12 protein-coding genes and 2 pseudogenes are annotated in these 13,486 nt (G+C 61.0%); 6 read left to right on the forward strand and 8 right to left on the reverse strand.

The annotated features are described in order from the left end of the window. The 4 genes and pseudogenes from ACRXB1_RS16100 to ACRXB1_RS16115 all read right to left on the reverse strand — a co-directional run. Positions 1-822, reverse strand: a pseudogene (locus ACRXB1_RS16100) (sulfate/molybdate ABC transporter ATP-binding protein); the annotation flags it as partial. Between the two features lie 15 nt (positions 823-837). Beyond that, positions 838-1,782 (reverse strand): sulfate ABC transporter permease subunit CysW, encoded by a 945-nt coding sequence (cysW, locus tag ACRXB1_RS16105; protein ID WP_075357966.1) that lies wholly within the window; start codon positions 1,780-1,782, stop codon positions 838-840. After that, positions 1,779-2,675, reverse strand: coding sequence for a sulfate ABC transporter permease subunit CysT (gene cysT / locus ACRXB1_RS16110; RefSeq protein WP_449492538.1), 897 nt, complete (start codon positions 2,673-2,675; stop codon positions 1,779-1,781). The genes cysW and cysT overlap by 4 nt, the downstream gene beginning before the upstream one ends. Before the next feature lie 233 nt (positions 2,676-2,908). Beyond that, positions 2,909-3,376: pseudogene (locus ACRXB1_RS16115) on the reverse strand (sulfate ABC transporter substrate-binding protein); the annotation flags it as partial. A gap of 285 nt (positions 3,377-3,661) precedes the next feature. Between ACRXB1_RS16115 and lexA the strand changes: the two are divergent. From lexA to ACRXB1_RS16130, 3 genes are all read left to right on the forward strand, one after another. Beyond that, positions 3,662-4,327 carry a transcriptional repressor LexA gene (gene lexA, locus ACRXB1_RS16120; RefSeq protein WP_062000819.1) on the forward strand — a complete coding sequence of 222 codons (666 nt, stop codon included), beginning with the start codon at positions 3,662-3,664 and terminating at the stop codon, positions 4,325-4,327. A gap of 195 nt (positions 4,328-4,522) precedes the next feature. Continuing rightward, entirely contained in the window at positions 4,523-4,927 is a 405-nt protein-coding gene (locus ACRXB1_RS16125) for a hypothetical protein (RefSeq protein WP_256701053.1), read from the forward strand. A gap of 124 nt (positions 4,928-5,051) precedes the next feature. Beyond that, positions 5,052-5,669: a DUF2939 domain-containing protein gene (locus tag ACRXB1_RS16130; protein ID WP_449492539.1), complete on the forward strand. Its 618-nt coding sequence runs from the start codon at positions 5,052-5,054 to the stop codon at positions 5,667-5,669. Positions 5,670-5,702: 33 nt separating this feature from the next. Here ACRXB1_RS16130 and ACRXB1_RS16135 read toward each other — a convergent pair whose 3' ends face one another. After that, complete coding sequence (locus tag ACRXB1_RS16135) at positions 5,703-6,209, reverse strand: universal stress protein (RefSeq protein ID WP_061999238.1); 507 nt, start codon at positions 6,207-6,209, stop codon at positions 5,703-5,705. Positions 6,210-6,595: 386 nt separating this feature from the next. Between ACRXB1_RS16135 and nodI the strand changes: the two genes are divergently transcribed. Beyond that, positions 6,596-7,561 (forward strand): nodulation factor ABC transporter ATP-binding protein NodI, encoded by a 966-nt coding sequence (gene nodI, locus ACRXB1_RS16140; protein ID WP_449492540.1) that lies wholly within the window; start codon positions 6,596-6,598, stop codon positions 7,559-7,561. A gap of 87 nt (positions 7,562-7,648) precedes the next feature. Then, complete coding sequence (locus ACRXB1_RS16145; protein WP_375507897.1) at positions 7,649-8,413, forward strand: ABC transporter permease; 765 nt, start codon at positions 7,649-7,651, stop codon at positions 8,411-8,413. 56 nt (positions 8,414-8,469) lie between these two features. Here the strand turns inward: ACRXB1_RS16145 and gnd are convergent, their stop codons facing one another. The 3 genes from gnd to ACRXB1_RS16160 form a co-directional block, all read right to left on the reverse strand. Further along, on the reverse strand, positions 8,470-9,456 hold the full coding sequence (gene gnd, locus ACRXB1_RS16150) for a phosphogluconate dehydrogenase (NAD(+)-dependent, decarboxylating) (RefSeq protein ID WP_449492541.1): 987 nt from the start codon (positions 9,454-9,456) through the stop codon (positions 8,470-8,472). Positions 9,457-9,462: 6 nt separating this feature from the next. Next, entirely contained in the window at positions 9,463-11,556 is a 2,094-nt protein-coding gene (gene tkt / locus ACRXB1_RS16155) for a transketolase (RefSeq protein WP_449492542.1), read from the reverse strand. Positions 11,557-11,852: 296 nt separating this feature from the next. Continuing rightward, positions 11,853-12,905: an NADP(H)-dependent aldo-keto reductase gene (locus ACRXB1_RS16160; RefSeq protein WP_449492544.1), complete on the reverse strand. Its 1,053-nt coding sequence runs from the start codon at positions 12,903-12,905 to the stop codon at positions 11,853-11,855. A gap of 189 nt (positions 12,906-13,094) precedes the next feature. On the opposite strand from ACRXB1_RS16160, the gene ACRXB1_RS16165 reads away from it, so the two are divergent. Continuing rightward, positions 13,095-13,486: MFS transporter (locus tag ACRXB1_RS16165; protein ID WP_449492543.1), on the forward strand; the 392-nt coding region annotated here is incomplete at its 3' end.

Raw genomic sequence — 13,486 nt, forward strand, 5'->3', positions numbered from 1 at the left:
TTAGGCGACCGCCGGACCCGCGAAGCTGGCTTCGGTCGCGATCGGTTTGGCGGCGCCTTGCGCCACGAAACCTTGTGCATCGACGGTCCCTTTCAGGCGGTTTGCCGCGCCCAGGAACTCGTACACGAACGACGTCTGCGGATGATCGTAGACGTCTTGCGGGCTGCCCACTTGCTCCACATGTCCGCGATTGAGCACCACGATCCGGTCCGCGACCTCCAACGCTTCTTCCTGGTCGTGCGTGACGAAAATGGTCGAGATATGCAGGTCGTCATGCAGACGGCGCAACCAGCTACGCAGCTCCTTCCGGACCTTGGCATCCAGCGCGCCGAAGGGTTCGTCGAGCAGCAGCACTTTCGGCTCTACAGCCAATGCACGCGCCAGCGCAATGCGCTGCCGCTGACCACCCGACAACTCCGATGGAAACCGTTGCGCAAGCCAATCGAGCTGGACGAGCTTCAGCAGCTCATGCACTTTCTCGCGGATCACGGCTTCCGGCGGCCGTTCCTTGCGCGGTTTCACGCGCAGCCCGAACGCGACGTTCTCGAACACGGTCATATGGCGGAACAGCGCGTAATGCTGGAACACGAAACCGACCTGACGTTCGCGCGCGCCGACCTCCGCGACGTCTTCGCCGTTCAGCACGACCGAACCCGCATCCGCGTATTCGAGTCCCGCGATCACGCGCAACAACGTGGTCTTGCCGCAGCCCGACGGTCCAAGCAACGCGACCAGTTCGCCCGCGGGGAAGTCCAGCGAGACGTTATCCAGCGCGACGAAATCGCCAAAGCGCTTTTGCAAATTGCGAACGATGATGCTCATGGTGATCTTCGCCTTCTAGTTCTGGAGTGACGCGGCCGCGGGCTTGTTTACGTCGATATCGGCAGGCCGGGCCTGCGCGGCTTTTATCGATTTCTCCATGCGGTTTTCGGCGAGCAGTTTCAGCCCGAGCGTGACGAGCGCCAGCAGCGCCAGCAACGAGGCCACGGCGAACGCCGCCGAGAAGTTGTATTCGTTGTAGAGAATTTCGACGTGCAGCGGCATGGTGTCGGTCTGGCCGCGAATATGGCCCGAGACCACGGACACGGCGCCGAACTCGCCCATCGCCCGCGCGTTACAGAGGATCACGCCGTACAGGAGACCCCACTTCACATTGGGCAGCGTCACGCGCCGGAAGATTTGCCAGCCCGACGCGCCAAGCACGTGCGCCGCTTCTTCTTCGTCGTTGCCTTGGGCCTGCATCAGCGGGATCAGCTCACGGGCGACAAACGGGAAGGTGACGAAGATCGTCGCGAGCACGATGCCCGGCACGGCAAAGATGATCTGCACGTTATGGTCGATGAGCCATGGTCCGAACCAGCCTTGCGCGCCGAACATCAGCACGTAGATGAGGCCCGAGACGACCGGCGAGACCGAAAACGGCAAGTCGATCAGCGTGGTGAGAAATGCCTTGCCACGAAACTCGAACTTGGCGATCGCCCACGAAGCGCAGAGTCCAAACACAACGTTCAGCGGCACGGCAATGGCCGCCGTGATCAACGTGAGCTTGATGGCGGACCACGCATCGGGGTCCTTCAACGAATCGAAGTAATACGCCACGCCCTTCGCAAAGGCCTGCGCAAACACGGCGGCAAGCGGCACGACGAGAAACAGCGCGAGAAAGATCAGCGCGATCGTCGTCAGGATCCAGCGCACGGCGCGCGATTCGGTAACGGGATCGAGCTTGTGTTCGATGGCACGCAGCGCCCCGAGATCCGCCGCTTTCTGGTCGACGCTGCTCATGCTTTGGCTCCATCGACATGCAGTGAACCGGCCAGCGCCGGCGCGGGACCCGCTCCGCCGCGGCTGGTGCGCCGCTGGAGGAACCATTGCAGCGTGTTAATCAGGAGCAGCATCAAGAAGGACACGCACAGCATCACGACCGCAATCGCGGTCGCCCCGGCATAGTCGTACTGTTCGAGCTTCGTGATGATCAGCAACGATGTGATTTCGGATTTCATCGGCACATTACCCGCGATGAAAATCACCGACCCGTACTCGCCCAGCGCACGCGCGAAGGCAAGCGCGAAGCCGGTCAGAAGCGCGGGGAACAGCGACGGCAGGACCACGCGGCGAAACGTCAGCCAGCGAGTCGCGCCAAGGCACGCGGCGGCTTCTTCCTGTTCGCGCTCGAAGTCTTCGAGCACCGGCTGCACGGTCCGCACCACGAACGGCAAGCCGATGAACGTCAGCGCCACCAGCACGCCCAGCGGCGTAAACGCCACTTTGAGCCCGAGCGGCGCGAGAAATTGTCCAATCCAGCCATTGGGCGCATACACGGCCGCGAGCGCAATGCCTGCTACGGAGGTAGGCAACGCAAACGGCAGATCGACTACAGCGTCCACGATCCGCTTGAATGGAAACGTATAGCGGACCAGCACCCAGGCGACCAGAAAGCCGAACACGGCGTTGATCAGCGCGCCGCCGAGCGCGGCCGAAAATGTCAGCCGATACGACGCCAGCACACGCGGCGACGTGACGGCTCGCACGAACGTTGTCCAGTCGAGGGTGGCCGTCTTGGCAAAGGTCGCGGCGAGCGGAATCAGCACCACGAGGCTCAGATACGCCACCGTGACGCCGAGCGTCAGGCCGAAGCCCGGCAGCGCGCTGGGCTTGCGGAAAGTGAAAGTTGTCATGCGTCCATCATCCAGTACCGTTGCGTCGCGGGGAACGGCGCTTCGGGGTTCTGACCGTCTGTGCGGCCGTGGTGGTGTTGCTGGTTTTTTGTGGCTTCTTACGACTACAGCATCGCGAGCGGATCAACGCAGGCGATGCTGTGCTTCATGCTTTGAAACTCGCCGCTATTACTGCGGCTGATAGATCGAATCGAACACGCCGCCATCGGCGAAATGCGTCTTTTGCGCCTTGGAATCGATACACCCGGCTTCAGCAGATCCGGCCAGTCCTTGACCTGCTTGGGGTTGCCCTTACGAACGAGGAACACGATAGTCGATGTATAAGGCGACGCGTTGTCCGGCAAACGCTTCTGCCAGTCCTGCGCGACCAGACCCTTGGCCGACAATGCATCGATGTCATAAGCCAGCGCCAGCGTTACCACGTCAGCCTGCAAGCCATCCAGAACCGAGCGCGCCTGACCGCCCGACCCACCGTGCGACTGCTTGAACGTGACCGTCTCGCCGGTCTCGGCCTTCCATTTCTTGCCAAAAGCCTGGTTGAAGTCCTGATACAGCTCGCGCGTCGGGTCGTACGACACGTTGAGAAACGACGTATCGGCGTGCGCTTGCGCGATCATCCCGATTCCCGACGCAGCCCCGATAACCGCCGTTGCGAGCAGTTTCCTGGCACGCACGCCCCACCCCGATCTACGACTCAACATTCCCCGTTCTCCGTCTTATGGTGTTCGATGGGCTGAGTCTATCGACGGCCTTTCATTATTAAAAATAATTGTTCTTCATGTTTTTAGATCAAAAAGTGCTAATGGAGGCTGGCAGCGGCGTTGCGACCGGTAAACGGGTGTTGGAGCAGCCTGTTTTCGCCCTCTGTGTGGTCTGGACGACGCCGAACTTAAAGTAAAGCTTGAAAAGCGGCGAATACTGTATAAAACTACAGGCATCTGTTCATCCATACAGTGGATGACGGACCAGACAAGGGGCTAAAGCACGTGACCAAGACAAGCAAACTGACTGCGCGGCAGCAAGAGGTGTTCGAACTGATCCAGCGCGCAATCGAGCGCACGGGATTTCCGCCCACGCGCGCCGAGATCGCGGCAGAACTCGGTTTCAGTTCGGCCAATTCCGCCGAAGAGCATCTTCGTGCGCTGGCCCGTAAAGGCGTGATCGAGCTGGCGGCGGGTTCCTCACGCGGCATCCGGTTGCTGAACCAGCCAGGTCCTGATGACGGACCGCATCAGTTCACATTGCCGCACGCGAGCATCATGCAATTGTCCCTGCCGCTGGTCGGGCGCGTGGCTGCAGGCAGCCCGATCCTTGCGCAGGAACATATCTCGCAGCACTTCGCTTGTGACCCGGCACTGTTCTCGAGCAAGCCCGACTACCTGTTGAAGGTTCGCGGGCTTTCCATGCGCGACGCCGGCATCTTCGACGGTGACCTGCTCGCAGTGCAGAAGAAGAACGAGGCAAAAGACGGCCAGATCGTCGTCGCGCGGCTCGGTGACGACGTGACGGTGAAACGCTGGAAGCGTCGCCCGGACGGCGTCGAACTGATCGCCGAGAATCCCGATTACGAAAACATCTTCGTGGCTTCGGGTAGCGACGAATTCGCACTTGAAGGTATCGCTGTCGGACTGATCCGATCCGGCGAATTGTGATGTGCTTCGAGCGCGGCCGACTTGATGGCCACGCTCTGATTCTCGTCTTTTGATTGCTGCTTTCTGATCCGCTCTGCGGCGGCGGGCGCTCCCGCTACCAGCCGCGCCGCGGTTGAATTTCCGGCCTTATAAAGCGTGACGGACATCGCATCCGCGATGAACCGGCGCGCACCCTATTGTTCACGGAGAAACATCATGGAACGATTTGCCCGCCTGTTTTCTGCCTCGTTTTTATCTGCTTCGTCGGCTGCGTCAGCTTCTTTCGCGCCCGCAGCACGGTCGCCGCTTTCATTCAGGCAATTCCGCGAGTTCGGCCGCTTTCGTCATCTGCGCGCGCTGATCTCCTGCAAGATACGGAAGGACACAAACACGCCCGACATGTTCGACGAACCGCCTGTGCTGCCTTCGCGGCAACCTGCGTTTGCACGGGTGTCGCTCAGCGCGTCGGTTCATGCGCAAGCCGAGCGCCGTGCGCCCGTGCGGGTTTATCGCGGCGAATCGCGCGTGATCATGGTGGGCAACATTGAAGCGGTTTCGCGCATGATCGACCGTTATATCGACGAAGAACGCGCGGGTGTCGAAGGCGGTCTTCTTGCGTGACCTTCAGGTAATCCTCGTGATTGTTCGAGTTTGAGGGATAGATTTCGTGACGGCGCGGTCAATTGAGATTGGTTGTCAGTTGGTCGTCGTCAATCACCTCGAACTCACGAAGGCACCCTGACGTATGTCGCGCATCAGCAAATCCGTTCTAACCGCACTGATCGTAATTGCGGCCGTCGCAGCGCTCGGACTACTTTACGCATCACCTTATATTGCGCTGGACCGCATGAAACGCGCCGCCGATACGCGCGATGCCGAGACGGTGAACGCGTACGTGGATTTTCCGCTGCTGCGAGAGAGTCTGAAGGAACAAGTCGGGCAACTGCTTACCCGGAAGATCGATGTACATAAAAGCGGCAATCCGCTGGCGTTGCTGGGCGCAATGATTGGCGCCGCGCTGATCGGTCCACTCGTGGATTCGTACGCAACGCCGGATGGCGTGGCGGCAATCCTGAACGGCATACCGCCGCGAGGCGATCCCGGCGAGAAACCGCCGGCTCCGCCCTCGCCCGATTCCGCCACACCTGGCACGGCACCCGGCGCACAGCAATCTCCGCCTGTCACGAGCGCGCCGGCGCAACCGGCGCCCAAGCAGCCGCCACAAACAACGGCGGGTTACAGAAGCTTCGACACGTTCACGGTGAACTACCGGCACGGCGCCGGTGACGCGCGCTATTCGGCCATTCTCAAACGATACGGCCTGTTCTCGTGGAAGCTGGTCGGCATCGAGTTGAACGGATGAACCGGGCTTCAGGTACCTTGACGCCCCGCATCCTCACACACTCACTTCGGCCTTGACGGGGACTGCGGCGTGGGCGGCATCTTCCTGCTCGGCCGTCGATCCGGTCGGCGACACGGCCACCAGAATGCTGCACGACACGCGGTCCATCAGCGGCGTGTTCCCCGCGCCCATCCACCACCGCGCCAGCCCGGTGCGGCAACGGTGTCCCACCACGACCAGATCCACCTGAAGACTTTGCGCAAGCCCGGCAATCTCATCGATAGGATGCCCGAACGCAAAATGACCCTCGGCATGTACACCACGCTCGGTCAGCCAATCCACGCCTTCGTGGAGGATGTCGCGGGCCGCGTCTTCGAAGCGCCCGCAGGCCATGTCGGTGAGGAGGCCCGCGCTTTGCGCGATGCTCGAACGCATATCGACAACGGCCAGCAGATGGGTTTCGGCTTTCAGCTCGAGCGCGAGATTTGCGCCGTCGCGTAACGCCTTGCGTCCTTCGCGGGAGCCGTCGTAGCACAGCAGGATTTTTCGGTAGCTTGCCATGGTGGTTCTCCGCGCTGCTGGTGGCAGCAAAGGGCATCGAAAAAAACAGTGTTCAACGTATTGCGCGTGTTGCCCCGTGCCATCGGGCATCACGACGCGCGTGGCGTTGCCGTCATCATGGTGCGTTGCCAAATCGCTTGCAACGATGGAAAACGCTAATGCATGTGCGTCGTCGGAAAAACGCCAAGCGTGCGGCGTGCCAGCGCCTGCGGCTCCTTGCTGGGCGGGCATTCCGGACATTGACCGCCTCTTGCCGCAATCTTGGCGCAACCGTACTCAAGCGCGGATGCGCGTCGGCAGTGCAGGCAATAGCGGCGACGCGCCGCGCTGGTGCAATCGATTAAACTAAGCAGCTTGTTTCCTGACCCCACGCCGAGTTCCTACGCATGGCAGATGCAGCAGTGTTACCCGACGACACACCCGCCGCGGACCACGCGCCGGCGAGTCCGGCTATCGAGTTCATCGATGTCCGGAAACACTACGGCGACAAGACCGTCGTCAATGGCTTGTCGTTCCACGTGCAGCCGGGAGAGTGTTTCGGACTGCTGGGGCCGAACGGCGCTGGCAAGACAACCACGCTCAAGATGCTGCTCGGACTGGCCGCACCGGACGCCGGCACCATCAATCTGGTCAGTGAACCCATTCCATCCCGCGCGCGCTTCGCACGGCGCCGCGTGGGTGTGGTTCCGCAATTCGACAATCTCGATCCCGATTTCACCGTCCGCGAAAACCTGCTGATCTTTGGCCGCTATTTCGGCATGAGCGGGCGCGAGATTGAAGCCGTGGTTCCGTCGCTGCTGGAATTTGCGCGGCTGGAAAGCAAGGCGAATGCGCGCGTCGGCGAGTTGTCGGGCGGCATGAAGCGGCGATTGACGCTCGCCCGCGCGCTCGTGAACGATCCCGACGTTCTGGTCATGGACGAACCGACCACAGGCCTCGATCCCCAGGCGCGTCACCTGATCTGGGAGCGTTTGCGCTCGCTGCTCTCGCGCGGCAAGACGATTCTGCTCACTACGCACTTCATGGAGGAAGCCGAACGGCTTTGCGACCGGCTGTGCGTGATCGAGGAAGGACGCAAGGTGGCGGAAGGCAAACCCGATGAGCTGATCGAACGGGTGATTGGTTGCGACGTCATCGAAATCTACGGGCCTGATCCGCAAGCACTGCGGGACGAACTCACGCCGTTTGTCGGACGGATGGAAATAAGCGGCGAAACGCTGTTTTGTTACGTCGATGACCCCGCCCCCGTGCATCAGCGAGTAAAGGGGCGGCCGGGCGTGCGTTACCTGCACCGCCCGGCGAATCTCGAAGATGTGTTTTTGCGCCTGACCGGGCGCGAGATGGTGGACTGAGCAATGGCGAGCGAACCGCAAACAAGCGCCGCAAGCGCGCCCCGGCCTGTCGAACAGAAGCGCGCGGACGAACCGTTCCTGTCGTCCATGCCGGCGAACGCATCGAACTGGATTTCGGTCTGGCGGCGAAACTATCTCGTCTGGAAGAAACTCGCGATTGCGTCGATGTTCGGTAATCTCGCCGATCCCATGATCTATTTGTTCGGCCTGGGCCTCGGGCTCGGACTGATGGTCGGTCATGTGGACGGTGTTTCGTACATCGCGTTCCTGGCGGCGGGCACGGTTGCGTCGAGCGTGATGATGTCGGCGAGCTTCGAGGCCATGTATTCCGGCTTTTCGCGTATGCACGTCCAGCGCACGTGGGAAGCGATCATGCATACACCTTTGACGCTCGGCGATATCGTGCTGGCCGAGATCGTATGGGCGGCGAGCAAGTCGGTGCTCTCGGGCGTGGCGATCATGCTGGTCGCCGGCGTGCTCGGGTACGCGAGTTTTCCATCGATGCTTTACGCGCTGCCCGTCATCGTCCTGACCGGTCTGGCGTTTTCCAGCACGGCGATGATCGTGACCGCGCTCGCGCCGAGCTATGACTTTTTCATGTTCTACCAGACGCTCGCGCTCACGCCCATGTTGTTGCTCTCGGGCGTGTTTTTCCCGCTGACGCAATTGCCGGCGCTCGCCCAGCATGTCTCGTTGTTGTTGCCGTTATCGCACGCGGTTGCGTTGATCCGGCCCGCGATGCTGGATCGTCCGCCAGAGCATGTCGTTCTGCACGTTGCAGTGCTTCTGGCTTATGCAATCGTCCCGTTTTTCCTCTGCGCGATTCTGTTCCGCCGGCGCATGATGCGCTGATAAAAAAAGCCGCTCGGCCTGGCGCTCGAGCGGCTTTCCAACTGCCAGTCACACTCTCACTTCAAACCCGGCGTGAACTCCTTGTGACCGCCGAACCCAAAGCGCATTGCCGACAACATCCTGTCGGCGAACGAATTGCCGTCGCGAGAACGGAAGCGCGAGTAAAGCGCCGCCGACAACACCTGCGCCGGCACTGCTTCCTCGATCGCCGCCTCAATGGTCCAGCGCCCTTCACCGCTATCGGCGACTTCGGCCGAGTATTTGTCGAGCGTTCCGTTGCCCGCCAGCGCGCCCGCCGTCAGATCGAGCAGCCATGACGACACCACGCTGCCGCGCCGCCAGACTTCGGCGACATCGGCGAGATCGAGATCGTAGCGCTGCGCCTCGGGCAAATCAGTCGATGACTTATGTTTCAGGATATCGAACCCTTCGGCATACGCCTGCATCAACCCGTACTCGATACCGTTATGCACCATCTTCACGAAGTGTCCCGAACCGACCGGCCCGACATACATATAGCCATTTTCGACGCGTGCATCGCGACCTTCGCGATTGGGCGTCTCAGGAATGTCGCCGCGTCCCGGAGCCAGCACGGAGAAGATGGGATCGAGCCGCTGCACCACATCCTGCTCGCCGCCTATCATCATGCAATAGCCGCGTTCCAAGCCCCAGACGCCGCCGGACGTACCGACATCGACGAAATGAATGCCCTTCTGCTTGAGCTTCGCCGCGTGGAGGATGTCGTCCTTGTAGAAGCTGTTGCCGCCGTCGATGATCGTGTCACCCGCTTCCAGGATCTCGTAGAGATCGTTCATGGAATCTTCGGTGATCTTGCCCGCCGGCAACATCAGCCAGACGGTTCGCGGCGCTTCGAGCTTCTTCACCAGGTCGCCGAGGTCGCTTGATCCTGTCGCGCCGTCGGCGACCACGGCTTGGGTCGCGTCCGGGTTGTGGTCGTACACCACGCACGTTTGCTTGCCGCGCATGAGACGGCGTGCGATGTTTGCGCCCATCCTGCCGAGTCCAACGATTCCTATCTGCATGACGGCTTACTCCTTATGGCTGGTTTTGACGCGTTCGATCTGCTTTTTGGCTTCGCCGTAGACGTGCTCCGGCGTGAAGCCGAACTTTTTCTTCAAGTCGGCAAGCGGCGCTGATGCTCCGAATGTATGCATGACGATCTCGGAGCCAAGACGGCCGACATAACGATCCCAGCCGAGCGACCCGGCCTGTTCCACGCACACCCGGGCATCGACGTCCGGCGGCAGGACAGAATCCTTGTAGTCGCTGTCCTGTTTCTCGAATACATCCCATGACGGCATGGAGACAACGCGCGCGGCGATTCCTTCCGCCTTGAGCTTCTCATATGTCTCGATACACACGCCCACTTCCGTGCCCGTCCCCATCAGGATGACTTCGGGCTTCTTGCCGTTTTCGGCATCGGCGAGAATGTAGGCGCCCTTGTGCACACCCTTCGCCGATGCGTATTTCATACGGTCGAACGTCGGCATGGGCTGACGCGATACCACGATACAAGCCGGCGTCTGCGGTTGGTTCAACGCAAAGCGCCACGCTTCGCCGACTTCGTTGGCATCGCCCGGACGGAAGGTGCTCAATCCCGGCACGCCACGCAACGAGGCCAGCTGTTCGATCGGCTGGTGCGTCGGACCATCCTCGCCCACGCCAATGGAATCGTGCGTGAACACGTAGACCACCGGCACTTCCATGATCGCGGACAGGCGGATAGGCGGCTTCATGTAGTCGCTGAAAATCAGGAAGGTCGAACCATAAGGCCGCAAGTTCGATAACGCCAGGCCATTGCAGATCGCGCCCATCACGTGTTCGCGAATGCCGAAGTGCAGGTTCCGGCCGGCGTAGTTGTCATACTCGAAACTGCCCGCGCCTTCGAACTTCAGATCGGTCTTGGTCGACGGCGACAAGTCCGCCGAACCGCCGATCATCCACGGAATTCGCTTGGCGATCGCGTTCAGGACCTTGCCCGACGACTCGCGCGATGCCACGCCCTTGGCGTCGGCATCGAACACCGGAATATCGGCGTCCCAGCCTTCCGGCAGCTCGTGCTCCTCGATCTGCGTGAACTCCTTCGCGAGGTCGGGGTATTTCTTCGAGTAATCATCGAAACTTTTTTGCCATGCTTCACGTGCAGCTTTGCCGCGTGCACCGATGCCTTCGTCGAAATGCTTGTAGACGCCGTCCGGCACGAGGAAACTCGAATCCTCCGGCCAGCCGTAGAACTTCTTTGCGAGCTTGATTTCATCGACACCCAGCGGCTCACCGTGCGCCGCCGACGTGTCCTGCTTGTGCGGCGCGCCCCAGCCAATAATGCTCTTCACCACGATCAGCGTCGGCTTATCAGTGCTTGCCTTCGCCTGGTTCAGCGCGGCTTCGAGCGCGCCGGCATCGTTGGCGTCGTCCACGTGCAGCGTGTTCCAGTGATAGCCCTTGAAACGCGTTTCCACGTCATCGCTATACGCCAAGTCCGTATGCCCTTCAATGGTCACGCGGTTGCTGTCGTAGATCCAGATCAGGTTGGACAACTTCAGGTGCCCGGCCATGGATGCAGCTTCGTGCGAGATGCCTTCCATCATGTCGCCGTCGCCACACAGCGTGTACACGCGATAGTCGAAAATCTTCGCGTCCGGCTTGTTGAAATGCGCCTCGTACCAGCGCGCGGCCATTGCCATGCCAACGCTGTTTCCCAGACCTTGCCCGAGCGGACCGGTGGTGGTCTCGACGCCGGTGGTCATCCGGTATTCCGGGTGGCCCGGCGTCTTGCTGTCCAACTGCCGGAAATGCTTGATGTCATCCAGCGATACGGCGGGGTCGCCGGTCGCCTTGCCAGCATGATCGACGGCCTTGACACCCGTCAGATGCAGCAGCGAATAAAGCAGCATGGAAGCATGACCGACCGACAAGACAAAGCGGTCGCGATTGGGCCACAGCGGCTCGGTCGGGTCGTAACGGAGATGGTTTTGCCACAGGTGAAAACCAACGGGCGCAAGCGCCATCGGCGTTCCGGGGTGCCCCGAATTGGCCTTTTGCACGGCATCCATGGACAGCGTGCGGATGGTATTGATGGCGAGTGTGTCTAGATCCGACGAGTTCGAGGGGGTTTGCGGCATGAGCGACGACTCCTTTTGCGTAGGGCGCGCTGAGGCACGAAAGGCGCCACAGCGGGCAACCGGGTCCTTCGAGCAAGTGTAGTGCCATGGGAACTGGCGCGTCACCAAAGAACAACGAAGCGCGCGCCGCCAAAGGCCCGGCGCGGCTTATGACAGACGGTTACGATACTGTTTGAGACGACAACTGTACGCTTGAAACCTTGCAAAAACGAACGCAAACGGTAATTTTTCGTGGCCGTTCGATGACCGCTACCCCTCAGGATAACGGCCATGCATGACACTTTTCGGTGAACCTATCAAGGCGCGGGGTTAGGCTGAAGCTCGTGAATGGCGTCGATTTCCGCCAGGATCTCGTCCGACAATTTCACGTCCACGCTGCCGATGTTCTCGTGCAACTGGGCAAGGGTGGTCGCGCCGATGAGCGTGCTGGTCGTGAACGGCCGGCTATTCACGAATGCGAGCGAAAGCTGCGCCGGACTCAGGCCATGACGCCGGGCGAGTTCCACGTAGGCGCTGACCGCCTTTACCGCGTGCGGCTTGCTGTAACGCTGGAAACGCTCGAATAACGTGATCCGCGCGCCGTCCGGACGCGCGCCGCCTTCGTATTTGCCGGACAGCCAGCCGAAGGCCATCGGCGAATAGGCGAGCAGGCCCACGCCTTCCTTGTGGGTGAATTCCGAAAGCCCTGCTTCGAACGTGCGGTTCACCAGGCTATATGGATTCTGAATGCTGACAATGCGCGGCAGGCCGTGTTTATCGGCGGCGTTGAGGAACTGGGCGACACCCCAGGGCGTCTCGTTCGATACCCCCACGTGCCGGATCTTGCCCGCCTTCACGAACTCGCCGAGCACGCTCAACGTCTCTTCGATGGGCACCGTATATTCATCTTCGATCCACGGATAATTGGCGCGGCCGAACGTCATGGTGCTGCGGTCCGGCCAGTGCAACTGATACAGGTCGATGTAGTCCGTCTGCAGCCGTGTGAGGCTTGAATTGATGGCTTCGGTCAGGTTCTTCCGGTCGAACTGATTGCCTTCGCCGCGAATGTGACGCGGGTTATGCGGCTGACGCGCCGGTCCGGCGATCTTCGTGGCGAGCACGATCTTCTCGCGCTCGGCCGGATGCGCATGCAGCCACGTGCCGATGTACTCTTCCGTGCGCCCCTGTGTTTCAGGGCGCGGCGGCACCGGATACATTTCGGCGGCGTCGATCAGGTTGATGCCGGCGCCGAGCGCGGCATCGATTTGCGCGTGTGCCTCGGCTTCCGTGTTCTGTTCGCCCCAGGTCATCGTGCCCAGTCCGATCAGACTGACATTGATATCCGTTCCACCGAGTTTCCGGTACTCCATCGTATGCTTTCCTATGGTCATGTTCAGGTGTCGGGCCGTCGTTTCGAGACCTTCGGCCAAACGCTGACGCTACCATAGCGCGGGCCTTGCTGCAGTGACTGCCCGCTGGATTTCGCCAAGCTTCCGATCAGCTTTTCATTGCCTTACACGAGCAGCCGCGACCGTAACCGCCACAGGAGTACGCCTTTGATGCAGGCCCCCGATCTCACCCGCGACGCATCGCAGCGGACGAACCCTCGTGGTTCGTCGGTCATCGTGATGCTGGTCGCGGCGACATTCTTCATGGAGAATCTCGACGGCACGATCATCGCCACGGCACTGCCGCAGATGGCGCAATCGTTCGGCCTGCATCCTGTCGATCTCAGCCTTGGCATCACCTCGTACCTGCTGACGCTTGCCGTGTTCATCCCGATCAGCGGCTGGGCCGCCGACCGCTTCGGCCTTCGCACCATATTTGGCAGCGCGATTGCCGTGTTCACGGTGGCCTCGGTGTTGTGCGGCATGACGTCCACCTTGCCGATGTTCACCGCTGCGCGCGTGCTGCAAGGCATCGGAGGCGCGATGATGGTGCCGGTCGGCCA

The organism is Caballeronia sp. M23-90 (assembly GCF_053574605.1).

Coding starts and splice junctions, on each gene's coding strand:
- cysW (WP_075357966.1), bottom strand. CDS start 1,782: ATGAGCAGCGTCGACCAGAAAGCGGCGGATCTCGGGGCGCTGCGTGCC.
- cysT (WP_449492538.1), bottom strand. CDS start 2,675: ATGACAACTTTCACTTTCCGCAAGCCCAGCGCGCTGCCGGGCTTCGGC.
- ACRXB1_RS16125 (WP_256701053.1), top strand. CDS start 4,523: ATGGAACGATTTGCCCGCCTGTTTTCTGCCTCGTTTTTATCTGCTTCG.
- ACRXB1_RS16130 (WP_449492539.1), top strand. CDS start 5,052: ATGTCGCGCATCAGCAAATCCGTTCTAACCGCACTGATCGTAATTGCG.
- ACRXB1_RS16135 (WP_061999238.1), bottom strand. CDS start 6,209: ATGGCAAGCTACCGAAAAATCCTGCTGTGCTACGACGGCTCCCGCGAA.
- nodI (WP_449492540.1), top strand. CDS start 6,596: ATGGCAGATGCAGCAGTGTTACCCGACGACACACCCGCCGCGGACCAC.
- ACRXB1_RS16145 (WP_375507897.1), top strand. CDS start 7,649: ATGCCGGCGAACGCATCGAACTGGATTTCGGTCTGGCGGCGAAACTAT.
- gnd (WP_449492541.1), bottom strand. CDS start 9,456: ATGCAGATAGGAATCGTTGGACTCGGCAGGATGGGCGCAAACATCGCA.
- tkt (WP_449492542.1), bottom strand. CDS start 11,556: ATGCCGCAAACCCCCTCGAACTCGTCGGATCTAGACACACTCGCCATC.
- ACRXB1_RS16160 (WP_449492544.1), bottom strand. CDS start 12,905: ATGGAGTACCGGAAACTCGGTGGAACGGATATCAATGTCAGTCTGATC.